We start from the raw sequence: 24,884 nt of genomic DNA, 5'->3' as shown, positions 1-24,884 counted from the left end.
AACCTGTCGTAGGTTTGTTATGCGTATCGAGGTTGTTGTTCAGCCAGCGGCGAGTTTTCGCAACGAAGCCAGGCGTAATATGGAACGCAGATCGGCGTCATGCGGGGGTTTGACCAGATAGTTGTCGCAGCCGGCCTGGCGACCGGCCAGATGCGCCTCCGCGGAGGTCATGCTGGAGAGCATGGCGATACGGGCCGGGTTGCCTTGCTGTCGCAGGGCGCTGCAGGCCTCGAGGCCACCCATTACCGGCATTTCCACATCCAGGAAGATCAGATCGAAAGGGTGCTTCCGGGCACAGGCCAGAGCCTCACTGCCGTCTGCGGCCTGGGTAATGTTCAGGTCATAGGAGCCGGCTGCCAGTTCGTGCAACTTGGCAGTGATAAGGCTGCGGATGGTGGTGCTGTCGTCCACCACCAGGATACGGAGTCTGTCCATGACTCTTCCCTGTGGAGCGGCTACTTCCATTCTGTTCCCCCGGATCTCGTTGTGAGATCTCTGAAGCAGGTTGAACTGCTTCCCCATTCAGAACAGGCGCTATGATTTTTATATATGCAAAAAATGGAATTAACAGACGAAAAGGATAAACGGTGCGGTTTTATGGATGTTCGCGTTAACCGATCTGCAGCCGTTTTTCCAAATCTGATTCACAAAAATTGCCATGCGCCATCGATAGGAACAGAAGTACCATGTTTTCCTTCACGCTGGCGTCGCGCAGGGGACAGGCGAAAATCGAATGGCGATGAACGGACGTCGGTTGGGGGCTGTCAGGAGGGAAAAGGGGCTGCCAGACGCCACTCCGGGTGGCGCCTGACAGGTTCAGACTGAATCAGTGCGGTGCGTTTTCTTTCGGCTTGCCGTTCAAGGGAACGCCGGCGAGCTTGCGGACCACCACATAAAACAGCGGAATAAAGAAAATCGCCAGCACCGTGGCGGTGAGCATGCCGCCGAACACCCCGGTACCGATGGCGTTTCGGGCGCCAGCGCCGGCGCCGGTGCTGATCATCAGCGGAGTCACCCCGAGCATGAAGGCCAGGGAGGTCATCAGGATGGGTCGCAGTCGCATGCGTACCGCTTCCAGAGTGGCCTTGACCAGGTGCTCGCCTTTCTGCTCCAGCTCCAGGGCGAATTCCGCTATCAGAATGGCGTTCTTCGCCGATAGCCCGATAGTGGTCAGCAGGCCTACCTGGAAGAATACATCGTTTTCCAGCCCCCGGAAGGTGGCAGCCAGTACGGCACCGATAACCCCCAAGGGCACTACCAGCATCACCGCAAAGGGAATCGACCAGCTCTCATAGAGGGCGGCCAGACAGAGAAATACCACCAGAAGCGACAGGGCATACAGTGCCGGAGCCTGATCGCCGGACTGGCGTTCCTGATAGGACAGGCCGGTCCATTCGAAGCCGAAACCGGCCGGCAGCTTGGCGGTGAGCTCTTCCATGGCATCCATGGCATCACCGGTACTGTAGCCGGGGGCAGCGTTACCCTGGATGTTCACTGAGGAGACACCGTTGTAGCGTTCCAGCTTCGGCGACCCGTAGGTCCAGTGGCCGGTGGCAAAGGCGGAGAAAGGCACCATTTCGCCCTGATTATTGCGCACATACCAGTCATCAATGTTTTCCGGCAGCATGCGATAGGGCGCGTCGGCCTGCACATAGACCCGCTTCACCCGGCCCCGGTCCACAAAGTTGTTCACGTAGCTGGAGCCCCAGGCAATCTGCAGGGTGCTGTTGATGTCGCTGATGCTGAGCCCCAGGGCCTTGGCTTTCTGCTGGTCAATGTCGAGCTGGTACTGGGGGCTGTCTTCCAGACCATTGGGACGTACCCCGGCCAGGCGCGGGTCCTGGCTGGCCATCCCCAGTAACTGGTTGCGTGCCTGGATCAGGGCCTCGTGACCCCGACCGGCCTGATCGAGAAGCTGAAAGTCAAAGCCGCTGGCGTTACCCAGCTCCGGAATCGAGGGAGGGTTCAGGGCAAAGATCATGGCTTCGCGGATGCTGGCGAAGAAGCCCATGGAGCGGCCCACTACCTGGTCGACCCCATCCACGGACAAGTCCCGCTCGCTCCAGTCTTTCAGGTTCACAAATGCCAGGCCGGCGTTCTGGCCCTGGCCGGTGAAACTGAAACCGGCAACGGTGAACAGGCCATCCACGGCGGAGGTTTCCTCGTTGAGGTAGTAATTCTCCATCTTCTTCAGCACGTCCACGGTCTGCTCCTGGGTGGACCCGGCGGGCAGGGTGACCAGGGTGAACATGATGCCCTGGTCTTCTTCCGGCAAGAAGCTGGAAGGCAGGCGCATGAAGGAATAACCCAGCACACCCACGATCACCACGTAAATGGCCAGATAACGACCCCGGCGGCCGAGAATCTTTTCCACCCGCCCCTGATACGCCTTGCTGCTGCGATCAAAGGTGCGGTTAAACCAGCCGAAGAAACCTGAATCGGTCTGGTGCTCCGCGTCCTTGGCCTTGAGCATGGTGGCGCACAACGCCGGGGTGAGGATCAGGGCAACCAGCACGGACAGCACCATGGCGGACACAATGGTGATCGAGAACTGGCGGTAAATCGCCCCGGTCGATCCGGGGAAGAACGCCATGGGGATAAAGACCGCGGACAGTACCAGGGCGATACCCACCAGGGCGCCGGTAATCTGCCCCATGGATTTGCGGGTGGCTTCCTTGGGTGGCAGCCCTTCCTCGTGCATGACCCGTTCCACGTTTTCCACCACCACGATGGCGTCATCCACCAGCAGGCCAATGGCCAGCACCATGCCGAACATGGTCAGGGTATTGATGGAGAAACCGAAAGCCGCCAGTACACCGAAGGTGCCGAGCAGCACCACCGGCACCGCAATGGTCGGGATCAGGGTGGCGCGGAAATTCTGCAGGAACAGATACATCACCAGGAAGACCAGGATGATGGCTTCGAACAGGGTGTGGACCACTTCCTCAATGGAGATCTCCACGAACGGGGTCGTATCGTAGGGATAGTCCATTTCCATCTTTTCCGGGAAGAAGGGTTTCAATTCTTCCAGGCGGGCGCGCACCGCATCAGCGGTATCCAGCGCGTTGGCCCCGGAGGCCAGGCTGATGGCCAGACCGGCGGCAGGCTGGCCGTTATAGCGGCCCACCACATCATAGTTCTGGGCCGCCAATTCCACCCGCGCCACATCACGCAGAAACACCTGGGAACCATCCGGATTGACCTTGAGCAGGATATTCTCGAACTGCTCGGTACTTTGCAGGCGGGTCTGGGCAATGATGTTGGCGTTCAGTTGCTGGCCTTCCACCGCCGGGGCACCCCCAAGCTGGCCGCTGGCCACCTGGTTGTTCTGTACCTGAATGGTCTGGGTAATGTCCTGGGGCGTCAGATCGTATTTGTTGAGCTGGTTCGGATCGAGCCAGATGCGCATGGCATAGGGAGAGCCGAACAGCTGGATCTTGCCCACACCCGGTACCCGGCTGATCGGGTCCTGCACATTGGAGGCCACATAATCGGCCAGATCGGCCCGGGTAAGGCTGCCGTCCTCGGAGGAAAACGACACCACCATCAGGAATGAATCCGAGGATTTGCTCACCTGCAGACCCTGCTGTTGCACTTCCTGTGGCAGTAGCGGTGTGGCCAGTTGCAGCTTGTTCTGCACTTGAACCTGGGCAATATCCGCGTCGGTCCCCGGGGCGAAGGTGAGCGTGATCTGGGCGTTGCCGAAGGAATCGCTGCTGGAACCGATATAGAGCAGATTATCGATACCGCTCATCTGCTGCTCAATCACCTGGGTGACCGAGTCTTCCACGGTTTTTGCCGAGGCCCCCGGGTAGTTACCGGCAATGGTCACCGCGGGCGGGGCCACTGCCGGGTACTGTTCCACCGGCAGGGTGTAAATAGCCAGGGCACCGGCCATCATCATGATGATGGCGATAACCCAGGCAAAAATCGGGCGGTCAATAAAGAATCTGGCCATGGTATTCCCGTTTCTCGTTACGTCGAGTTAGTGTGCGCCCAGTGAGCCGCGTGCGGTTATTGTCCCGTGCCTTGAGCCCCGCCTTGCGCAGCGGGTGCCTGGGAGGGTTGTGACTGCTGTTCGGTATCTACCGGGCTGACCGGAATACCCGGCTGAATTTTCTGCAGCCCATCCACGATCAGGCGATCCCCGTCTTTCAGGCCACTGGCAATCAGCCACTCACTGCCCACGGCCCGTTCGGTGACCACGTTCACTTTTTTCACCGTATTGTTCTCGTCAATCAGCATGGCGCTGGCCTGACCAGTAGGGTCACGGGTAATGCCTTTCTGGGGCACCAGAATGGCATCGTCGCGCTGGCCCTCCGGAAGCCGGCCGCGCACAAACATGCCAGGCAACAGATCACCATCCGGGTTGGGGAAGAGGGCGCGCAGGGTCACCGAGCCGGTGCTTTCGTCCACTGCATATTCGGAGAATTGCAGGGCACCGGCCTTGCTGTACTCGCTGCCGTCTTCCAGGATCAGGGTAATGCGTGCTTCATCATCACTGACCTGCTGCAGTTCACCGGCTTCCATGGCCTGGCGCAGACGGCGCAGCTCAATGCTGGACTGGGTCAGGTCCACGTAAATGGGGTCCAGCTGGCGGATGGTGGCCAGGGCGTTGGCCTGGTTGGCGGTGACCAGGGCGCCGGCAGTGACGGTGGAGCGCCCGATGCGGCCGCTGATCGGTGCCTCAATGGTGGCGTAGTCCAGGTTGATCTGCGCGCTTTTCAGGTTGGCGCGGGCGGCGGCCACCGCGGCCTTGTTCTCGTCCAGGGCAGCTTTGGCTTCGTCATATTCCTGTTGGCTCACGGAGCGGCGTTCCAGCAGGGTCTTGAAGCGATCCACGCGCAGGGTGTTGGAGTTCAGGGTGGCCTGGGCCCGTGCCAGCTCCGCCCGTGCAGAGTCCACGGCAGCCTGGTAGGTCCGGGAGTCGATCTTGTAGAGAGGTTGCCCGGCTTCCACCTTCTGGCCTTCCTCGAACAGGCGCTGTTCGATCACGCCGCTGACCTGTGGGCGCACTTCGGCAATCTGGTGAGCGGTGGTGCGCCCGGGCAGCTCCCGGCTGAGGGTGGTGGATTGAGCCTTTACCGTAATGAAGCCAACCTGCGGCGCCTGTTGCTGCTGTTGCTGTCCGGCCTGGTCGCCGTCACTGCAACCGCCGAGCTGCAGGGCAAGGGCGCCTGCCAGGAAGGAGAGAATCAAACCGCTGCGCATAATCACCTCTAGTTTTAATACACGCCGTCAGGCACCGGCTCGGTGAGCGGGCGCTGCTTGCAGGAAATATGAATCAGGTTCAGTATATACATTCAGTGATGTATGTATAGACCCGAACGCGGAATCCATTTGATTTTTTCACGTCCATAAGAGTCTCCCATGGTCAGGCGAACGAAGGCAGAAGCGCTGCAAACCCGGGCTCAGATCCTGGATGCCGCCGAGCAGGTTTTTCACCGTAAAGGGGTACTGTCCGCCTCTTTAAAGGATATTGCCAGCGAGGCCGGGGTGACGCGAGGGGCGATCTACTGGCACTTCAAAAACAAGCATGATGTGTTCATGGCCATGGTGGATCGCAGTCGTCTGCCGTTCGACAGCCTGGCGGAGCGGGCAGAGGACGCCAGCGAGCCGGATCCACTGGGGCGCCTGCGCGAGTTTATGGTCTTTCTGTTACAGCAAGCGGTCTGTGATCCCGGCCAGCGACGGCTTTTCGAGATCATGTTCCAGAAATGCGAGTTCAGCGGTGAGAATGCCGATTTGCTGGATCGCCAGCGTGAGGCCTGTCGGGACTCCTCCGCGCGGTTGGCACGGACCTTTGCCAACGCCATTGCCCGCGGCCAGCTCCCGGAAAGTCTGGATACGGGAAAGGCCGTTAGCTGGTTACACAGCCAGCTCACCGGCGTGATCATGACCTGGCTACTCGATCCAGAGGTGCTGGACATGGAGCGGGTAGCCACGGATTTTGTCGATACCTGCCTGTTCGCCCTGCAGCATGCTCCCTCCCTGCGTCAGCGTCCCGGAGATTGATCCCGGCCCCTGAAGATCCCACTGAAATACCGGTCCGCATTTCCGATGGTCGGTCTGGGCAGAGCACATACCCAGTGGTATGTTTTTGGACCTGCCGAGATAAAAGCGCCTTTCCAGCCAACTTCAGATTTCGTTTCAAAAAACGAAACGTCATTCCAAAATAGTATTGACGACCCTCCCGAGCCATGTCAGATTGACTGGCGAGTCAACATCTTGTTTCCGCTGAAGGGCGGTGGGACCGCCGATTCCCTTCAGCATTCGCTACAGCAGCAACACAAATAAAAGGCGCTTATAAAAGCGCCGCGGGAGAGCACAACATGTTTGATCGGCACTATGCGGTCTGGCCGGAGAATATGCCGCGCCACCTCAGCCTGCCGCAGACCAGCCTCTATACCAATCTGGAGGTTTCGGCCCTGCGTTATCCCCACCGGGATGCAATCAACTATTACGACAGCCCCATCACGTTCGCGGAGCTCAAGCAGCAGGTGGATGCCCTGGCGGGTTACCTGCAATCGCTGGGCGTGGAGAAGGGTGACCGGGTGCTGCTGTTCATGCAGAACGCCCCCCAGTTCATCATCAGTTACTACGCCATCCTCCGTGCCAATGCCATTGTGGTGCCGGTGAACCCCATGAACCGGGCCGCCGAACTGGAGCATTACCTGGAGGATACCGATGCTGCCGTGGCCATCTGTGGCCAGGAATTGTTGCCGGCGGTGGCCCCGGTGGTGGGCATGGTGAACCTGCGCCATGTGATCGTGGCGGCCTACAGCGATTACCTCACCCGTGACACGGACCTGCCGCTGCCCGCCGAGGTGGAAGCGCCGGCAGTAGCGCTGAATCATCCCGCGCACATTGCCTGGAAAGACGCCATTGGCGCCGGTGAATCCCCCGGCGAACTGTTGGTCGGCCCGGACGATCTGGCGGTGTTTCCCTACAGCTCCGGGACCACCGGGGCGCCAAAGGGGTGCATGCACACCCATGGTTCGGTGATGGCCACCTGTGTCCAGGGGGCGATCTGGAGTCATGGCACCACCGAGTCGGTGACCCTGGCCACGCTGCCGTACTTTCATGTGACCGGCATGCAGGGCTCCATGAATACGCCGATCTATGGCGGCTCATTGATCGTCTTGATGACCCGCTGGGATCGTCGCGTGGCGGCCACGCTGATTGAGCGTTACAAGGTCAGCCGCTGGGTGAATATCGTCACCATGGCCATCGATCTGCTCTCCGATCCGGACGTGGAGAAATATGACCTGTCTTCCCTGGAAAATATTGGCGGTGGCGGGGCGGCCATGCCCGCGGCAGTCTCCGACAAACTCTTCCAGCTCACCGGACTGCGTTACATGGAAGGCTATGGCCTGTCCGAAACCATTGCCGGCACCCACATCAATCCCACCGACAACCCCAAGTCCCAGTGTCTGGGGATTCCGGTATTCGATATCGATTCACGCATTGTGGCAGTGGAAGACGACGGCCAGACCGGCAGGGAACTGGGGCCGGGTGAAGTGGGGGAAATCCTCATCCATGGCCCGCAGGTATTCCAGGGCTACTGGAAGCGTCCCCAGGAAACGCAAAAGGTGTTTGTCGAGCTGGATGGCAAGCGTTTCTTCCGCACCGGTGATCTGGGTTACCACGACGAAGAGGGCTATTTCTTCATCGTCGATCGGGTCAAACGGATGATCAACGCGTCCGGCTTCAAGGTCTGGCCCGCCGAGGTGGAAAGCCTCATGTACCGCCACCCGGCCATCCAGGAAAGCTGCGTGATTTCCACTCCCCACCCCCGTCGCGGTGAAACCGTGAAAGCCTGTGTGGTTCTGCGCAACGAGATGAAAGGCACGCTCACCGAGCAGGCCATCATCGACTGGTGCAAGGAAGAAATGGCCGCCTACAAGGTGCCAGAGGTGGTGGAGTTTCGCGATGAGCTGCCCCGTTCGCCCACCGGCAAGGTGATGTGGCGAGCACTGCAGGAGCAGGAATGGGCCAGTGAGCAGAAACAGCAGGCTTGCTAGCAGGACAACACCCGGTCAGCACCACAATAAAACCTACGCGGCAGCGCTACGTCGCAGGGGCTGACATAACAAAGGAAAAACGGGAAACGCCAATGCCACTGAGCGGCGGGTCCCCCATACAGGAGGCTTTGCCTTGGACTTATTCATGCAGCAAGTGCTTAACGGCCTGACGCTGGGCAGCATCTACGGGCTGGTGGCCCTGGGGCTGACCCTGGTGTACGGCATTTTGCACGTACCGAACTTTGCCCACGGGGCGCTCTATATGGTGGGCGCCTATGTGTCCTACGTGATCATGGTCGATTTTGGCGCCAACTATTGGCTGGCCATGCTTGGCGCCGCCGTTGCTGTGGCGTTGCTGGCGGTGTTGTGCGAGCGACTGGTGTTCAACCCCTTGCGTGATGCGCCGCCAATCCACGACAAGATTGCCGCCATCGGCATCATGCTGTTTCTGGAAGCGCTGGTGCAGATGCACTGGGGCGCGGAATTCCGCCGCATGCCCACGCCTTACACCGGCATTGTGGAATTTGCCGGCCTGACCCTGCCGGCCCAACGGATACTGATCATTGTCGGCGCCTTCTCGCTGATGGCGGTGTTGCACCTGTTCCTGAAGAAGACCCTGACCGGCTCCACCATTGTGGCTATGGCCCAGAACCGGGAAGGGGCCTTCCTGGTGGGGATCGATGCCAACCGGGTGGCGATGATGACCTTTGCCATCTCCGGGGTGCTGGCGGCGGTGGGGGCCACCCTGTTCGCGCCGATTAACCTGGTGTATCCGGCCATGGGGCATCTGCTGATCATGAAAGCCTTTGTGATCATCATCCTCGGCGGCATGGGTTCCATTCCCGGTGCCATTGTCGGCGGCTTGATCATCGGTTTTGCGGAAGCCTTTGGTGGCTTCTACATCTCCACCGACTACAAGGACATCATCGCCTTCGCCTTGCTGGTGGTGATTCTCTCCATCAAGCCCACCGGTCTGTTCACCAAGGGGGTGCGCTAATGAACGCCCTGCACAAGATTTCCGATTTTTTCATGACGCCGGCGATGAAGATCGTGATGATCCTGGCGGCACTGCTGTTCCCCTTCGTGGCGAGCAATGAATACCAGATCTACGTGATGGCACTGGCATTTGTCTGGGCCATTGCGGTCTACGGCATGAATATCATCACCGGGCTTTGTGGCCAGTTGAATCTGGCCCATGGCGGCTTCTTTGCCATCGGCGCCTATACCCTGGCGATTCTCACCGTGGATCATGGTTGGGCGTTCTGGTGGGCCTTTGTGGCAGCGGGTATTGCCGGCGCCCTGTTGGGCTTCCTGGCAGGGGTGGTGTCGTTGCGCCTGAAAGAGCACTACTTCGCCATCTTTACCCTCTGTGTGGGCTTCATCATTTATCTGTTGATCGATAAATGGGAGGAGCTGACCCACGGTGCCCTGGGCATTATCAATATTCCGGCGCCGAGCGGATTCGGCCTGGTGGATTTCACCGAAACCACGCCGTTCTATTACTTGGCTCTGGTGTTCATGGTGCTGTCCATCTGGCTGGCGGCGCGGATTGCCAACTCCCTGTTGGGCCGAAGTTTCCGTGCCATTCGTATCAGTGACGAGCTGGCCGCGTCCCTGGGTATCAACCTGATGCGCAACAAGGTACTGGCATTCGTGCTGTCCACCACCTACGCCAGTGTGGCCGGTGCGTTGTATGCCGGCATGGTGCGCTTTATCGGCCCGGCAGAAGCCGACGTGGTGCATACCTTCGACATGATTACCTTCCTGCTGGTGGGTGGCATCGGCACCCTGATGGGGCCGCTGTTCGGCACCCTGGCGATTACCTGGCTGACCCAGTCCCTGCAGTTCCTGGAAGAGTACCGGATGATCGTGTTCGGCCCGCTGCTGGTGGTGCTGGTGATCTTTTTCCCTCGCGGTGTGGTGGGCACCTTCCTGACCTGGCGTGGTCGCCGTCTGGCCGCAGCCCATGAAACCGCCCAAAAGGAATCTGCCAGCGAAAAAAAGTCGCAGACGAAAAAGGCGGTAACACCTCGCAATCAGGAGGCCGGTAACCATGCTTAAGATCAATAACCTGACCAAACGGTTCGGTGGTCTGGCGGCGGTGAACAACGTCAGCATCGAATTCGACGCCAACAAGATCAACGCCATCATTGGCCCCAACGGTGCGGGGAAAAGCACTTTCTTCAATCTGGTGGCCGGCGCCATGGCGCCCACGGAAGGCTCCATCGAATACCAGGGTATGGATATCACCGGTATGGCCTGTGACCGCATTGCCCGGCTGGGTATCGCGCGGACCTTCCAGACCACCTCACTGTTCGATGAATCTACTGTGCTGGACAACCTGATCGTGGGCCACCGTCTTCGCACCCAGTCGCGCCTGTGGGACGTGATCATCAACTCCAAGCGTCTGCGTGATGAAGAGAAAAAATGTCGTTCCCGGGCCCAGGAAGTGCTGGATTTCGTCGGCCTGTCCCATATCGGTCACCGCATTACTGCGGACATCAGCCAGGAAGAAAAAAAGCGCGTGGCCTTTGCGCTGGCCCTGGCCACCGACCCGGAGCTGGTACTGCTGGATGAACCCGCCGGTGGCATCAACCCGGAGGAGACCGAGAACCTGGCAGCACTGATCCGCAAGATGGTGGAGCACGGCGTCACCGTCTGCCTGATTGAGCACAAGATGGACATGATCATGAGCCTGGCGGACAAGATCATGGTGCTGGACCACGGTGAAAAAATTGCCGAAGGCACCCCGGAACAGATCCGCAACAATCCGGTGGTAATCGAAGCCTATCTGGGGAGTGATGACGATGCTGCAGCTTAACGATGTGGAAGCCCGCTACGGCAGCTTCAAGGCCCTGGAAAAAGTCTCCATGACCGTGGGCGAGGGTGAACTGGTGGTGTTGCTGGGCGCCAATGGCGCTGGCAAGAGCACCCTGTTCAACACCATCAGCGGCCTACTCAAACCCACCGCCGGCAAAATTTCCCTGAATGGCAAGGATGTCACCGGCCTGAAGCCCTCTGGCCTGGTACAAAGTGGCGTGGTGCAGTGTCCGGAGGGACGCAAGGTGTTCCCGGAAATGTCGGTGCTGAAAAACCTGATGCTGGGTGCCTATGTGCATCGCCGGGACAAGGCCGCCATGAAGAAGACGCTGGACCAGGTGCTGGCGTTGTTCCCGATCCTGGATGAGAAGAAGGATCATCCCGCCGGATCCCTCAGTGGCGGCCAGCAACAGATGGTGGCCATTGGTCGCGCCATGATGGGGCGGCCGAAACTGCTGCTGCTGGACGAGCCTTCTCTGGGGCTGGCCCCGCTGGTCGTGAAGCAGATGTTTGAAACCATCAAGGGCATCAACGAACAGGGCACCACAGTGTTGCTGGCGGAGCAGAATGCCTTCGCCGCACTGAAAATTGCTCACCGCGCCTACGTGATCGAAAACGGTCGCCTGGTGATGGAGGGTGATAAAGACGCGATGCTGGGTAATGAAGAAATTCGCAAGGCCTACATCGGGGCCTGAGGCGATCACCCGCAACGTGTGCGCTACACAACAAGATTGAAATAATAACGGGAGAGTTTCATGAGCAACGGAAAAAATACACTGGTTAAGCGCTTCTGCCGTCTGGCCTGCGCCAGCGCCATCGCACTGGCCGCCAGCGGCGCACAGGCGGCCGAAACCGTGACCATCGGTTTCACCGGGCCACTGAGTGGCGGTGCCGCCTTGTACGGGCAGAACACCCTGGAAGGCCTGCAAATGGCTGCCCGGGAAATCAACGACAAGGGTGGTTTCAAGGTGGGTGATGACACCTACGAGATCAACCTGGTATCCCTGGATGACAAGTACGCCCCCAGTCAGGCGGCGGTGAACGGCAAGCGCCTGGTGCAGCAGTACAATGCACCGGTGATCTTTACGCCGCATTCCGGTGGCACCTTTGCCCTGCAAGCGTTCAATGAGCGGGATGATTTCCTGGTGATGTCCTATACCTCGGTGCCCACTGTGACCGAGAAGGGCAATGAACTGACCGTGCGTATCCCGCCCACCTTTACCGGCTACATGAAGCCGTTCACCAAGATCGCCATGGAACAGAATGGCAAGAAAGTGGCCATCGCCAATGCCACCCATGACTACGCCAAGTACTGGACCAAGGCATTCGTGCCCACCTGGGAAGCCATGGGCGGCACCGTGGTGGCGGATAACCCCATGGACTACAACAAGTCGGCGGACTTCTATACCGGCGTCAGCAAGGTGCTGGCAGAGAAGCCGGACGTGCTGTTCATTGGCGGGGCGTCCGAACCCACAGCGCTGGTGGCCAAGCAGGCCCGCCAGCTGGGCTTCAAAGGCGGCTTCGTGATCATGGACCAGGCCAAGATGGGCGAAATGTCCAAGATCATTGGCGGCTACAAGATGCTGGAAGGCTCCGTGGGTGTGGTCCCGCTGACCATGTACGAGGAGCAGGGCGCCAAGGATTTTGTTGCCAAGTACCACACGCAGAATGACGGCAAGGATCCCACCACCGAAGTGGCCTACAACTATTTCGCCATGCATACCGTGGTTCAGGCAATGAAGGAAGCCGGTACCGTGGAGGACGCCAAGGCAATCCGGGCGGCCATGGGCGATGCGCTGAAAAACCTGGCGGAGGAGCATAACCCCTACGGCGTGACTGAAATCGATGCCAAGGGTGGCATGATGGCCGATCCCAACATCGCTACCGTCAAGAAAGGTGGCACCGTTGAGCTGCAGCGTATTTCCGAGGTGCTGGGCGAGTAACCTGGCGAGGAGGGGAAGCAGGGCGCCTGGCGCCCTGTTTTTTCGTCTTCTTCAGATAATGAAATATTATTCCAAAATAATTGAAAGCGGTCCGGCTTTGCTTATACTGGGGGCAGTTAACAGTTATGTGCGTCGCCATTAGGCATCGCAGATCAGTGTTATCAAGCGGCAATGAAATACCTGTGCAATAGCAGTGGTCCTCTGCCGCAGGAGCGTAGCGCAGTGGAGCAACGACCGCAGGTCGGCCCGAAGGGTGAGCGGAGCGAATAACGTCGCTGGCGGCGCGATAACAGTTTCGAGGCACGAGTTTCGAGTCGCGAAAACCGGAAACCTCCGCGCTTTGAGGTTTTGTCTTTCGAAACTCGTTTCTCGCAACTCGCAACGGTTTTCGCGCCGCCAGCGACGCTCCTGCAACCTGCAAGGTTGATAGCACGTCGAGATTTCATCTTCCTGACCCGGCCTCAGACCGGGCAGGTACTGCCTGGCTTCACCGGAGCATGGCAGTTCAATGAGGAGAGTACTATGAGTCATCCGGTCAGCCTCAGTCGTGATAGCGATATTGGCGTAATCCGAATCAACTATCCCCCCGTCAATGCGCTGGGCCATGGGGTCCGGGAAGGACTGCAGAACTGTCTGCGCGAGGCCCTGGCGGACGATGGCATCCAGGCGGTAGTGGTGATCGGCGAGGGCAAGACCTTCCCGGCCGGCGCCGATATCCGTGAATTCGGCAAGCCGCCCCAGCAGCCGGTACTGCCCGCGGTGATTGATGAATACGAAGCCAGCGACAAGCCGGTGATCGCTGCCATCCATGGCACCGCCCTGGGTGGCGGGCTGGAAGTGGCGCTGGGCTGCGATTATCGCGTGGCCCTGGACAGCGCCCGCCTGGGTCTGCCGGAAGTGAAGCTGGGCCTGCTGCCCGGTGCCGGTGGCACCCAGCGCCTGCCGCGTCTGGTGGGGGCACAGAAAGCCCTGGAAATGATCGTGGGCGGCAACCCGATCAAGGCAGCCGAGGCCCGGGAGCTGGGTCTGGTGGACGAGGTGGTCAGTGGCGATCTGCTGGAGGGCGCACTGGCCTTTGCCCGCAGGCTGGTGGCCGATGGCGCGCCGCTGCGAAAACTCTCCGAACTGGACGTGCCCGGGGATACCAGTGCCGAGCTGTTCGAGCATTTCGAGCAATCCATTGCCAGAAAACAGCGCGGCTTCAAGGCGCCGTTTTCCTGTATCAAGGCGGTCAAGGCAGCGGTGGAGTTGCCCTACGACAAGGGCGTGGAGCGGGAACGGGAGCTGTTCTTCAAGCTGCTGGTTTCCAGCGAATCCGCGGCCCAGCGTCATGTGTTCTTTGCCGAACGGGAAGTGGCCAAGGTGCCAGGGCTCGACAAGGACACCCCCAAGCGCGAGATCAAGCAGGCGGCGGTGATCGGCGCCGGCACCATGGGTGGCGGTATCGCCATGAACTTCGCCAATGCGGGCATTCCGGTGAAGATTCTCGAGGTGAAAGAAGAGGCCCTGGAAAAGGGCATCGCCATCATCCGCAAGAACTACGAAAACACCGCGAAGAAAGGCCGCATTACCCAACAGCAGGTGGAGCAGCGCATGGCGCTGATTCAGCCCACCCTCAGCTACGACGACCTGAGCGATGTGGACCTGGTGATCGAAGCGGTGTTCGAGAACATGGACGTAAAAAAGGCCGTGTTCAGTGAGCTGGATCGGGTCTGTAAACCCGGCGCCATTCTCGCCACCAACACCTCCACCCTGGACGTGAACCGCATTGCCAGCTTTACCCGCCGTCCCGAAGACGTGATGGGCATGCACTTCTTCAGCCCCGCCAACGTGATGAAGCTGCTGGAAAACGTGCGTGGCGAAAAAACCTCCGATGAAGTGATCGCCACTGTCATGGACCTGAGCCGTCGCATCGGCAAGGTCGGTGTGCTGGTGGGCGTGTGCCATGGTTTCGTCGGCAACCGCATGCTGCACAAGCGCCAGGCTGAGGCCATTCAACTGGTCAACGAAGGCGCCAGCCCGGAGCAGGTGGACAAGGTGCTGTTCGATCTGGGCTTCCCCATGGGGCCGTTTGCCATGTCTGATCTGGCCGGTATGGATGTGGGCTATCGCATCCGCGAGGAACTGCGCAAGGAAGACCCGGATAACGCACCGCCGCGCAACTGGACTGACGAACTGGTGGAAGCCGGTCGTCTCGGTCAGAAAACCCAGGCTGGCGTTTTTGACTATAAAGACGGCGACCGCACCCCTGTTCCTTCACCGGCTGTTGAGAGCATTATTGCTACATATCGTAGTGATAACGGGATCAACCCCCGTGAAATCAGCGACCAGGAAATCCTGGAGCGCTGCATGTACGTGATGGTCAACGAGGGGGCGAAGATCCTGGAAGAGGGCATCGCCGCTCGCCCGCTGGATGTGGATGTGATCTGGATCTACGGCTACGGCTTCCCGGTGTACCGCGGCGGTGTGCTGTTCTGGGCGGACCAGGTGGGTGTGAAAACCATCCACGACAAGATCAACGAGATCTATCAGCAAACCGGCTCGGATGCCTGGAAGCCGGCCAAACTGCTCAGCGACCTGGCAGAGCAGGGCAAGGGCTTTTACAAGTAATCTGAATAACGAACGGCTGCAGAGGGAGTCAGTTGAAAGTTAAAAGTTGAAAGTTAAAACGCGAATTAGTGGGGTTGCCAACTGAATAGGGACTGAGCCGCGCCGCCTGACTTTAATTTGTAGCAAATAAAGTCTGGGTCGCGGCCACCGAGTTTCTCGATTGCTGGTGACCTTGACCGCGCTTTTAAACTTTGAACTTTATACTTTCAACTCGATGACCACGGTGGTGAAAACGCTCAACAACCTTTCAAGAGGTTCTGAAAGATGGATATCAACTACACCCCGGAAGAACTGGCGTTTCGCGATGAAGTGCGCGCCTTTCTGGATGAAAAGCTGCCCAAGGACATCGCCAGCAAGGTCAAGAACAGCCAGCACCTGGGCAAGGAAGACACCATCCGCTGGCAGAAAATCCTTAACGAAAAGGGCTGGATGGCCATGCATTGGCCCACAGAGCACGGCGGCACAGGCTGGTCTCCCATCCAGAAGCACATCTTCGAGGAAGAGTGCGCCGAGTATGGCGCTCCTACCGTGCTGCCTTTCGGCGTGAACATGGTGGCGCCGGTGCTCATCAAGTTCGGCACCGACGAGCAGAAACAGAAATACCTGCCGCCCATCCTCAACAGTGATGTGTGGTGGTGTCAGGGCTACTCGGAGCCGGGTGCCGGCTCTGATCTGGCCGGCCTGAAAACCAAGGCGGTTCGCGAAGGCGACCACTATGTGGTTAATGGCCAGAAAACCTGGACTACCCTGGGGCAGCATGCGGACTGGATCTTCTGTCTGGTACGTACCGATCCGAATGCCAAGAAACAGGAAGGGATTTCCTTCCTGCTGATCGATATGGAAACTCCGGGCATCACCGTACGTCCGCTGATTACCCTGGACGGCGAGCACGAAGTGAACGAAGTGTTCTTCGACGACGTAAAAGTGCCGGTGGAAAACCTGGTCGGTGAAGAGAACAAGGGCTGGACCTGCGCCAAGTACCTGCTGACTTTCGAGCGTACCGGTATTGCCGGTGTGGGCCAGTCCAAGGCGGCGCTCAAGCACTTGAAAGAGGTGGCTCGCAAGGTCCAGCAGAACGGCAAACCGTTGATTGAAGACCCGCTGTTCCGCAACCGTCTGGCGGATGTGGAAATGGAGCTGATGGCACTGGAAATGACCAACCTGCGTACCGTGGCCGCAGCCCAGGCGGGCGGTGTCCCCGGCGCAGAAAGTTCTTTCCTGAAAATCATGGGCACCGAACTGCGTCAGGAAATTACCGACCTGTTCCGTCGTGCGGCGGGTCCCTACGCCCAGCCGTTCCTGCCGGAAACCTTTGACGCAGATTACGACGGTGAAATGGTGGGCCCCGACTTTGCCAACAGTGTTTCCACCAAGTACTTCAACATGCGCAAGCTGTCGATCTTCGGCGGCTCCAATGAAATTCAGAAGAACATCATCGCCAAGATGATTCTGGGACTGTAAGGAGACGACCATGGACTTCAAACTGAGCGACGAACAACGCATGCTCGAGGAAACCGTGGGCCGTCTGGTTCGCGATGGTTACCCCTTCGACGTACGCGAAAAAGCCCGCACCAGCGAGTTGGGTTATTCAACAGAAATGTGGCAGCAGTTCGCCGAACTGGGCCTGCTGGGTGTGCCATTTTCCGAAGACTTCGGTGGCTTCAATGGCGGCGGCCCGGAACTGATGGTAGTGGCTGAAGGCTTTGGTCGCGGCCTGGTGCTGGAACCCTATCTTGCCACTGTGGTGCTCAGTGGCACCCTGATCAATGCCCTGGGTAGCGACAGCCAGAAAGAGGCATTGATCAGCGCCATCGTTGGCGGTGAATTGCGCCTGGCCCTGGCCGCCTATGAACCAGAAGGTCGTTATGACCATACCCATGTGGCGACAACGGCGGAAAAGAGCGGCGATGGCTATGTGATCAGCGGTAGCAAGGCGGTGGTCCTGCACGGGGATAGCGCCGACAAGCTGGTCGTGATTGCCCGTACCGCTGGAAATGCCAATGACCGCAAGGGCCTGTCCGCCTTTGTGGTGGATGCTGCCGCCGAGGGCGTGAGCCGCCGCGGTTATGAAACCATTGATGGTCTGCATGCGGCGGAAATTAGTCTCAACAAGGCGCCGGCGGAGCTGCTGGGTGAAGAAGGCAATGCCATTGACGCCCTGGAGAAATCCCTGGCGCTGGGTATCGTTGCCCTCTGTGCGGAAGCCACCGGCGCCATGGAAGTGGCCTGTGACCACACCTTGAACTACATCAAGGAACGTCAGCAGTTCGGCGTGCCCATCGGCAAGTTCCAGGCCTTGCAGCACCGCATGGTGGAAATGCGCATGGAGCTGGAAAAAGCCCGTTCCATGACCATTCTGGCAGCCTGCTCCCTGGAGTTGTCGGCACCGGTATGTGCCAAGCGCCTGGCGGCGGCCAAGGCGATCATCGGCAAGTCCGGGCGCAAGGTGGCGGAAGAAGCCATCCAGCTCCATGGCGGCATGGGCATGATGGAAGAAACCGCCGTGTCTCATTACGCCAAGCGTATCGTGATGATTGATCACCAGCTTGGTGATCTGAGCTATCACATGCAGCAGCTGGAAAACCTGCTGGATGTGGACGAAGACGCTGCGTAACGCAACACGCCAAGGCGGCTTCGGCCGCCTTTTTTGATGATAAAAAATATTTCCTAGCCGTAGGAGCGTCGCTTGCGGCGCGATAAAAGACCAGGATCAAAAGCACTCTCACCACAGAGGGCACAGAGTACACAGAGAAGAACCCGTTTTTTCCTCAGTGATCTCTGTGTCCTCTGTGGTAAATGCCGCTTTTCAGGTTTTGGGTTTATGCACTTCGTGCACCCTGCGGGCCGCCCTGGCGGGCGTTACCTGCACTTCGTTCCGGTTCGCGCCGCAAGCGACGCTCCTACAGGTAGGTTTGAAATCCGGGAGAGCACCATGACGATCAACCGCCAGATTATTCTGTCCGAGTACCCCAAAGGCATGCCGCAGGCTGAGCATTTGCCCCTGCGCGAAGGTGAGATGCCGTCGCCGAAAGACGGGCAGGTTCTGATCAAGACGATCTACCTGTCCCTGGACCCCTACATGCGCGGTCGCATGAGCCCGGCCAAGTCCTATGCCGCCAGTGTGGAGCTAGGTGATGTGATGCAGGGGGCCACCGTGGGGCAGGTGGTGGAGTCGCGGCTGGAAGGCTATGAAGCCGGTGATTACGTGCTCGGCTTCGGGGGCTGGCAGGAATACTCCGTGCAGGGCAAGGCCATGCTGCGCAAGCTGGATCCGAAGCAGGCGCCCATCAGCACCGCCGTCGGGGTGCTGGGCATGCCGGGCTTTACCGCCTATGCCGGCCTGCTGGAAATCGGCCAGCCGAAAGAAGGCGAAACCGTGGTCGTGTCCGCCGCCAGCGGGGCCGTGGGGCAGGTGGTTGGTCAGATCGCCAAGCTGAAAGGCTGCCGTGTGGTGGGCGTGGCCGGGGCGCCGGACAAGTGCCAGCATGTGGTTGAGGCCTATGGCTTCGATGCCTGCGTCAACTACAAAGACGAGGATTTTGACGCGCAGCTCAAGGCAGCGTGCCCGGATGGCATCGATATCTATTTCGAAAACGTTGGCGGCAAGGTGTTCGATGCGGTGATGAAGCAGGTCAACGATTTCGCCCGCATTCCCCTGTGTGGTCGCATCGCCCACTACAACGATACCGAAGCGCCTCAGGGACCGGATCAGTTGCCCGCGTTTCTGACCAAGCTGTTGGTCAAGCGGATCCTGATCAAAGGCTTTATCCAGTTCGATTACGCCCACCTGATGAAGGACTTTATCCGTGACATGAGTACCTGGATGCAGGCTGGAAAAATTCAGTACCAGGAAGATATCGTCCAGGGTCTGGAAAACACCGTGGATGCCTTCCAGGGCCTGTTGACCGGACGTAATCGCGGCAAGCTGCTGGTGCAGGTCAGCGAGGACCCCACCCGGTAATGGCGTCGGTAGAGGCCCAGGTCGAACGGTTGTTCGACCGTTATGGGCCACGCTACCGCTGGCTGGCCACCATAACCGTGATGCTCGGCACCATGTCCGTGGTGCTGGCGTCCACCATTATCAATGTGGCCATTCCCACCATCATGGTGGAGTTTCGGCTGGCCCAGGATCAGGTGCACTGGCTGGCCACCGGCTTTCTTGCTGCCATGACCGTGGGCATGCTGCTCAATGCCTGGTGTGCCCAGCGATTCGGTGCCCGTGGTGCCTATCTGCTGGCCATGGGGTTGTTTATCGTCGTGTCCATTATCGGTGCTGTCAGTGAGCAGTTTCCTCTGCTGGTGGCGGCCCGTATCGGACAAGGTCTGTTGGCCGGGCTGGTACAACCGTTGGCCATGATTACCATCTTTCAGGTCTTCCCGCTTAACCGGCGCGGCCAGGCCATGGGAATCTATGGGCTTGGCGTGGTGTTGGGGCCGGCGATTGCCCCTGCCATCGGAGGGGTGCTGGTGGATACCCTGTCCTGGCGGGCGGTGTTCCTGGTGGTACTGCCGGCCTGTGTGGTGGGCATGGTGATGGCCTGGCGCTACCTGCCCGGCAAGGATCGCCAGCTGGCACCGGTTCGCCTCGACCGTGCTGGCGTGCTGTTGCTGGCCCTGGGTATCACGGCAGTGCTGTGGGGTCTGGCCAATGGCCATCGCCGTGGTTGGAGCGACCCCTGGTTGCTGACCACGTTGCTTGTTGGCACTGTCTCGTTGGCATGGTTTGTGGTGTGGCAGCGGCGCCATGCCCACCCTCTCATGGATCTGAGGGTCTTTGCGTATCCGGGCTTCACGGGCAGCTTTCTCATGTCCATGGTGATTGGTGCCGGGGTGTTCGCCTCCACCTATGTGACGCCGCTGTATTTTCAGCAGGTACTGGGCGAAAGCGCCGCCAGTGCCGGCCTGATGTTGATGCCGGCGGGACTGGCCATGGCGTTCACCTTTCCGGTGGCCGGACACCTGACCGACCGATTTTCCGAGACCCGCATCATGATCATCGGTCTGCTGTTGTTTGTCCTCAACATGGCGCTGATGGCGGGTGCCACCTTGGCGACATCGGCGGTATGGCTGGTGTGGTGGACCCTGCTGGGCAGGGTGGGGCTGGGGTTGATGATGCCGCCATCGTCCACCGGGGCACTGGGCTTGCTGCCACCGGCATTGATTCCACAGGGCTCGGGCATTTTCAATTTCGCCCGGCAGATCGGCGGTGCCCTGGGCGTGAATCTGTGCGCCCTTTGCATACAATTTTTCAGTGATCGCTATGGGCAGACTGATCCTGGGTTGTCGCTGGCAGAGGCCTTTGAATTTGGTTTTGATCGGGCTTTCTGGTTGTTGTTAATCGTTTTCCTGCTGTCGTTGTGGCCCTTGCATGCCATGCGGCAGGGCTTGATAAAGAGACACTGTTATGACGGATAAACCTCGCATTCTGATCGTCGGTGCCGGTGCCATCGGCAGCTTTTATGGGGCCATTCTTAAACGGGCTGGCTGTGAGGTGAGTGTGGTGCTGCGCTCGGATTATGACGCGGTTAAGGAGGGCGGCTTTCGTTTTACCAGCCCCCTGGGGGAGTTGTCCTGGCAGCCGGAGCGGGTGTATCGCCCGGATGACACCCCGGACGCGTTTCCCGATTATGTTCTGCTCTGCGTCAAGGTGTTGCCCGGCATGGATCGTGCAGCGCTGGTGCGTCCCTGGATGGGCGACCACACCGGCCTGGTGCTGATTGAGAATGGCCTGGATATCGAACGGGAGCTGGCCGATGCCTATCCGCAGCATCCCCTGGTGAGCTGTCTGGCATTTATCGCTGTCAGCCGCACGGGCCCCGGTGAGGTTCATCATCAGGCCTACGGCCAACTGGTAATGGGCAATTTTCCCGCGGGGTTTGATGAGCACTGCCGCCGCTTGAGCGCCCTGTTCAGGGAAGGGGGCATTGAGGTTAACGATAGCGAAGCGGTTGTGGGGGAGCGCTGGCGCAAGTGTGTCTGGAATGCGCCGTTCAATCCTCTCAGCGTGCTGTGCAATGGGGCCGATACGTTATCGATTCTTGATGCCCCCGGTGGCGAACACCTGGTCCGTACCATGATGAAAGAAGTGATGGCCGTCGCCGCTGCCGATGGCTATCCGCTCCCGGACGATCTGGTGGAAAAAAATCTGGCCGGTACCCGCAAGATGGGCGCCTACAAAAATTCCATGGCACTGGACTACCTGAACGACCGGCCCATCGAACTGGATGCCATCCTGGGTAATGTGGTGGCGATTGCCGAACGCCATGGAGTGGCTGTCCCTCACTTGAAAACGGTGCTGACCGCACTGCGTATTCGTTACCAATAAGGCGGCGTTCTGTTCGCAGCATGATACAAAACGTCATGTTGCGGTTTTTCTTGTCAACCAGGGATTACGAACAAAGTTTTAGTGCGGAATCCCTGAGCAAAAATCCCCTTTTCAAAAGCCGTTGAATTACTTGGGAATTTGCTGCGTGAAGTATACGTGAATGCAGAAAGTGTCTATTTATCAGGTAGATAAAACGCACCATTATGTGGATTTTTGCTTACAAACGATAACTTGTCCCCGTCCCCGCGCCACTGAATCCTGTCCCCGTAATCAATAGAAAAATCTGCCTCCAAAAACAAGAAACGGGTGAAAGGATGCGCACAATATCGATACAGCGTCTGGCTGTTTTATGTCTGCTTTATCCCCTGCTCAATGCCTGTGAAGACGACCCGGATGTGTTTATCCCTCCGGAGCCGGGTGAGGCGCTGATCTACGCATATCCGTCTGACGGCATGGTGGATCTGCCCCTGGGCAGCAAGTTGCTGCTGACTTTTTCCAGTGCCATTGATGAGGCTGCCGCCAAGGCAGAATGTCAGCCTGACGGTGAAAATTTTGCCGGCGCCCTGTGTCTGGCCGACAGTGAAGGGAACCTGGTGGATCTGTCCAGCGCCCAGGTCTCCAACCGCAACCATACTTTTACCTTTTCCATGTCGGGTCTGCGCCCCGGTGAAGAGTACCGGTTGTGGGTGTCGCCGCAGATCGCCTCCGGCATCGTCAACCTGGATGATCAGGACGGCCCGCTGATTACGTTTCGCACCCGCCAGTACCACCCGCTGCCCGATCAGGTTCCCGAGGTGCTGGCCATCAACCAGGAGAATCCCGGGGCCTATCTGCCGGAGCCGGTTGCAGAAGAGCGTTTCCCGTTCATGGATTTCTCGCCGGTGCGCATCACCTTCACCGAGCCGCTGGTGGAGACCACCGTCCGTTACGGTGACACGGTCAAGCTGGAGCATCAGCAGTCCGGGGAACTGGTGGATGTGAGGATTCTCAATGAGCGCCACTACATCACCCTGGACCCCAAAGAGGACCTGATCGGCGGCGACACCTACACACTCACCCTGCAAGGTCTGGAAGATTTTGATGAAGACGTTCTGGAGACAGTGACCTATGAGCTGACGCCCACGCTGTCCAAGGATGACGTGGTCGATCTCAACCCGCCCATCAAGCAGCTGATGAAAGCCCAGCCGGCCCTGGGGGACCCGGGCTACCCGCAAGCCTCACGGCTGCACGGGTTGCCGCTTAACCAGTTCAACCTGGTTACCGAGGCACTGGGTGTGACCCAGGTAAATGCCATGCCGCTGGTACTGGAGGGCTGGATGGGCCGTCCGGACGTGCATGTGGACGCGGTGCCCGTGGTCGCCCGAGCCGGCCAGCAGCTGCGCATTACCGGTATTGATCCGATCAAGCTGGGTGGCGAGGTGCGCACTCCCATGTTTACCGGCGACATCATCGGCACTTTTGTGACCGACGTGACCGGTTATCTGGTGACCAACCCCTATCGCCCCAAGGGGTTCCAGCCCGATGATGATTATGCGCCGATGTTTGTGTACATGAATTTTGATCTGGCCATGCATGCAGTCGAACCACGGGGCAATGCTTCAGTGAACCAGAACCTGATGCACATCCAGGCGGTTGGCGTGGTGGATGTGAAGGATGGCGCGCTCACCTTCGAGGTATTCCGAACCCTGGAACTGGATATTCTCAGCGGAGCTGCCAAAGTCAGCGCGGACTTTGCACTTGGCGTTCGTGCAGACGTGGACTTCGAGTTCGATCAGTTCAACCGCGACCCACTTCAGGCAACCGGATCGTTCCCGGAACATAATCAGACCCAGGTGGAGCCGAGCAACAACATCGTTGTGGTGTTCAACGAGCCAGTGCATGACGAAGGAATGGAGCAGGTGAAACTGTTCCGTCAGGACAGCAGCGAACCGGTGCCGGTGCAGGTCCGTAGCAGTGGTTCCAACCTGGTGATTACGCCGCTCAATGCGTTGGCGGCCGGGCAGCGCTATTACCTGGATCTTGGCGATGGCTTGAAAGATCAGGACCTGTTTGATCCTTCGCATCTGCAGTTCGTGCCCGGGGATGCCACCGATGGCACGGGTCAGATTGTTTTCGATACGGCCAGCTACGCGGCGGACAATGGTGCGCCGGTACTGCCACCGGTGGTGTTGGGGGCCTACCCGGGCATCGGGTGTGCGTTGGAAGACCGTGGTGTGGAACGCCAGGATGCCGATGGCAACACGGTGCAAATGGCTGGCCGGTGTGTGGGCGGCCTGGCGTCGGACTCACTGTATTACCCCTTCTTCTACGACGTCAGTCGCCCCATCGAGATCAGTTTCAATATGCCCATGGAAATGGCCTCCATGACGTTCGGCACCATTGCCGCCGATGGCCAATCCTGTGAAGGCGGGGCCATGTGTCTGGGTGAGCAGGTGAATGGCCAGTGGCAGAACATCCCCATGTCAGCACGACGCAACAGTCTGCGTCTGCGGGCTCAGCCGGCACCGGATACCATTACGCCCGGCAATGCCTATCGGCTGGTGATCAATGGCGGCGACAGTGGCGAAGCGGTGTTCCGCAGTCATGATCGTTTCGGCAACCTGGGCATCAACACGGACCCACTCAATGGCATGGGCACCTGTGGCCCGCTTTCCAACCAGCCCTGTGTAGGAGGGCCGCCGATTCTGCTCGATTTCACTGCCACCCCGGATGAAGGGGCTGCCTATGCCACTGTTCTGACCCGGGAGTACACCGACGTCAATGGCAATGGCAACTGGGATAACGATGAAGTGGAAGCGGTCAACAACCATGCCCGCGGTCATGTGAAAAGCACCGGTGGGCTGATTGGCGGCGCCAACCTGGATCAAGGTGACCAGATCTTTACCCATGCGGCGTTGCCCATGGCGTTTCTGCCAAAGCAACCGCTGGACCTGAGTTATATCGGTCTGGTCGATGAAGGCAATGGCCGCTGGTGCGCCACCCAGGAAGATGCCGATGGCGAAATCTTCTGTATCCAGACCGTAGGAGAGTCGGCGATTCCGGTGGAGATCAATGCCCAGCATGTGATGGGCACATCTCTGACCGCCAACGCGACGCTGGCCATTCCGATTCTGGGCGATCTGATTCCCTTGCCCCTGGAAACCGGCGCATTGGTGCTCCGCT

The 24,884-nt window shown here is 59.0% G+C and carries 17 protein-coding genes; 14 read left to right on the top strand and 3 right to left on the bottom strand.

Annotated features, from left to right (window positions below; translation table 11 throughout):
• Positions 1 to 39: 39 nt before the first annotated feature.
• The 3 genes from A0251_RS16510 to A0251_RS16500 all read right to left on the bottom strand — a co-directional run bounded on the left by A0251_RS16510 (position 40) and on the right by A0251_RS16500 (position 5,211).
• Positions 40 to 435: a response regulator gene (locus tag A0251_RS16510; protein WP_062817938.1), complete on the bottom strand. Its 396-nt coding sequence runs from the start codon at positions 433 to 435 to the stop codon at positions 40 to 42.
• Positions 436 to 826: 391 nt separating this feature from the next.
• Positions 827 to 3,958 carry an efflux RND transporter permease subunit gene (locus A0251_RS16505; RefSeq protein WP_062817937.1) on the bottom strand — a complete coding sequence of 1,044 codons (3,132 nt, stop codon included), beginning with the start codon at positions 3,956 to 3,958 and terminating at the stop codon, positions 827 to 829.
• Positions 3,959 to 4,014: 56 nt separating this feature from the next.
• Positions 4,015 to 5,211: an efflux RND transporter periplasmic adaptor subunit gene (locus tag A0251_RS16500; RefSeq protein ID WP_062817936.1), complete on the bottom strand. Its 1,197-nt coding sequence runs from the start codon at positions 5,209 to 5,211 to the stop codon at positions 4,015 to 4,017.
• Positions 5,212 to 5,370: 159 nt separating this feature from the next.
• On the opposite strand from A0251_RS16500, the gene A0251_RS16495 reads away from it, so the two are divergent.
• From A0251_RS16495 to A0251_RS16430, 14 genes are all read left to right on the top strand, one after another.
• Entirely contained in the window at positions 5,371 to 6,015 is a 645-nt protein-coding gene (locus A0251_RS16495; RefSeq protein ID WP_062817935.1) for a TetR family transcriptional regulator, read from the top strand.
• Positions 6,016 to 6,332: 317 nt separating this feature from the next.
• Positions 6,333 to 8,024, top strand: coding sequence for a long-chain fatty acid--CoA ligase (locus tag A0251_RS16490; RefSeq protein WP_062817934.1), 1,692 nt, complete (start codon positions 6,333 to 6,335; stop codon positions 8,022 to 8,024).
• Positions 8,025 to 8,169: 145 nt separating this feature from the next.
• Positions 8,170 to 9,021 (top strand): branched-chain amino acid ABC transporter permease, encoded by an 852-nt coding sequence (locus tag A0251_RS16485; protein WP_231874268.1) that lies wholly within the window; start codon positions 8,170 to 8,172, stop codon positions 9,019 to 9,021.
• Positions 9,021 to 10,085 (top strand): branched-chain amino acid ABC transporter permease, encoded by a 1,065-nt coding sequence (locus A0251_RS16480; protein WP_062817932.1) that lies wholly within the window; start codon positions 9,021 to 9,023, stop codon positions 10,083 to 10,085. Before A0251_RS16485 ends, A0251_RS16480 begins: the two co-directional genes overlap by 1 nt.
• A complete protein-coding gene (locus tag A0251_RS16475) occupies positions 10,078 to 10,845 on the top strand; it encodes an ABC transporter ATP-binding protein (protein ID WP_062817931.1) in 768 nt (255 codons plus the stop codon). Before A0251_RS16480 ends, A0251_RS16475 begins: the two co-directional genes overlap by 8 nt.
• Complete coding sequence (locus A0251_RS16470; protein WP_062817930.1) at positions 10,832 to 11,539, top strand: ABC transporter ATP-binding protein; 708 nt, start codon at positions 10,832 to 10,834, stop codon at positions 11,537 to 11,539. The genes A0251_RS16475 and A0251_RS16470 overlap by 14 nt, the downstream gene beginning before the upstream one ends.
• A gap of 60 nt (positions 11,540 to 11,599) precedes the next feature.
• Positions 11,600 to 12,787 (top strand): ABC transporter substrate-binding protein, encoded by a 1,188-nt coding sequence (locus A0251_RS16465; RefSeq protein ID WP_062817929.1) that lies wholly within the window; start codon positions 11,600 to 11,602, stop codon positions 12,785 to 12,787.
• Between the two features lie 522 nt (positions 12,788 to 13,309).
• On the top strand, positions 13,310 to 15,397 hold the full coding sequence (locus A0251_RS16460) for a 3-hydroxyacyl-CoA dehydrogenase NAD-binding domain-containing protein (protein WP_062817928.1): 2,088 nt from the start codon (positions 13,310 to 13,312) through the stop codon (positions 15,395 to 15,397).
• A 264-nt stretch (positions 15,398 to 15,661) separates the two neighbouring features.
• Positions 15,662 to 16,858, top strand: coding sequence for an acyl-CoA dehydrogenase family protein (locus A0251_RS16455; protein WP_062817927.1), 1,197 nt, complete (start codon positions 15,662 to 15,664; stop codon positions 16,856 to 16,858).
• 10 nt (positions 16,859 to 16,868) lie between these two features.
• On the top strand, positions 16,869 to 18,011 hold the full coding sequence (locus A0251_RS16450; RefSeq protein ID WP_062817926.1) for an acyl-CoA dehydrogenase family protein: 1,143 nt from the start codon (positions 16,869 to 16,871) through the stop codon (positions 18,009 to 18,011).
• 318 nt (positions 18,012 to 18,329) lie between these two features.
• Entirely contained in the window at positions 18,330 to 19,358 is a 1,029-nt protein-coding gene (locus A0251_RS16445) for an NADP-dependent oxidoreductase (protein WP_062817925.1), read from the top strand.
• Entirely contained in the window at positions 19,358 to 20,812 is a 1,455-nt protein-coding gene (locus tag A0251_RS16440; protein ID WP_062817924.1) for a DHA2 family efflux MFS transporter permease subunit, read from the top strand. The genes A0251_RS16445 and A0251_RS16440 overlap by 1 nt, the downstream gene beginning before the upstream one ends.
• Positions 20,802 to 21,722 carry a ketopantoate reductase family protein gene (locus A0251_RS16435; RefSeq protein WP_062817923.1) on the top strand — a complete coding sequence of 307 codons (921 nt, stop codon included), beginning with the start codon at positions 20,802 to 20,804 and terminating at the stop codon, positions 21,720 to 21,722. The genes A0251_RS16440 and A0251_RS16435 overlap by 11 nt, the downstream gene beginning before the upstream one ends.
• 314 nt (positions 21,723 to 22,036) lie before the next feature.
• On the top strand, positions 22,037 to 24,884 hold a 2,848-nt coding region (locus A0251_RS16430; RefSeq protein ID WP_062817922.1), incomplete at its 3' end, for an Ig-like domain-containing protein.

This window comes from Alcanivorax sp. NBRC 102024 (genome assembly GCF_001602235.1).
Classification (GTDB): domain Bacteria; phylum Pseudomonadota; class Gammaproteobacteria; order Pseudomonadales; family Alcanivoracaceae; genus Alcanivorax.
This window is presented reverse-complemented; position numbering and strand designations above follow the sequence as displayed.

Excerpts from the sequence above, each read along its gene's own strand:
- A0251_RS16510 (WP_062817938.1), bottom strand. The coding sequence starts at position 435 with ATGGACAGACTCCGTATCCTGGTGGTGGACGACAGCACCACCATCCGC.
- A0251_RS16505 (WP_062817937.1), bottom strand. The coding sequence starts at position 3,958 with ATGGCCAGATTCTTTATTGACCGCCCGATTTTTGCCTGGGTTATCGCC.
- A0251_RS16500 (WP_062817936.1), bottom strand. The coding sequence starts at position 5,211 with ATGCGCAGCGGTTTGATTCTCTCCTTCCTGGCAGGCGCCCTTGCCCTG.
- A0251_RS16495 (WP_062817935.1), top strand. The coding sequence starts at position 5,371 with ATGGTCAGGCGAACGAAGGCAGAAGCGCTGCAAACCCGGGCTCAGATC.
- A0251_RS16490 (WP_062817934.1), top strand. The coding sequence starts at position 6,333 with ATGTTTGATCGGCACTATGCGGTCTGGCCGGAGAATATGCCGCGCCAC.
- A0251_RS16485 (WP_231874268.1), top strand. The coding sequence starts at position 8,170 with ATGCAGCAAGTGCTTAACGGCCTGACGCTGGGCAGCATCTACGGGCTG.
- A0251_RS16480 (WP_062817932.1), top strand. The coding sequence starts at position 9,021 with ATGAACGCCCTGCACAAGATTTCCGATTTTTTCATGACGCCGGCGATG.
- A0251_RS16475 (WP_062817931.1), top strand. The coding sequence starts at position 10,078 with ATGCTTAAGATCAATAACCTGACCAAACGGTTCGGTGGTCTGGCGGCG.
- A0251_RS16470 (WP_062817930.1), top strand. The coding sequence starts at position 10,832 with ATGCTGCAGCTTAACGATGTGGAAGCCCGCTACGGCAGCTTCAAGGCC.
- A0251_RS16465 (WP_062817929.1), top strand. The coding sequence starts at position 11,600 with ATGAGCAACGGAAAAAATACACTGGTTAAGCGCTTCTGCCGTCTGGCC.
- A0251_RS16460 (WP_062817928.1), top strand. The coding sequence starts at position 13,310 with ATGAGTCATCCGGTCAGCCTCAGTCGTGATAGCGATATTGGCGTAATC.
- A0251_RS16455 (WP_062817927.1), top strand. The coding sequence starts at position 15,662 with ATGGATATCAACTACACCCCGGAAGAACTGGCGTTTCGCGATGAAGTG.
- A0251_RS16450 (WP_062817926.1), top strand. The coding sequence starts at position 16,869 with ATGGACTTCAAACTGAGCGACGAACAACGCATGCTCGAGGAAACCGTG.
- A0251_RS16445 (WP_062817925.1), top strand. The coding sequence starts at position 18,330 with ATGACGATCAACCGCCAGATTATTCTGTCCGAGTACCCCAAAGGCATG.
- A0251_RS16440 (WP_062817924.1), top strand. The coding sequence starts at position 19,358 with ATGGCGTCGGTAGAGGCCCAGGTCGAACGGTTGTTCGACCGTTATGGG.
- A0251_RS16435 (WP_062817923.1), top strand. The coding sequence starts at position 20,802 with ATGACGGATAAACCTCGCATTCTGATCGTCGGTGCCGGTGCCATCGGC.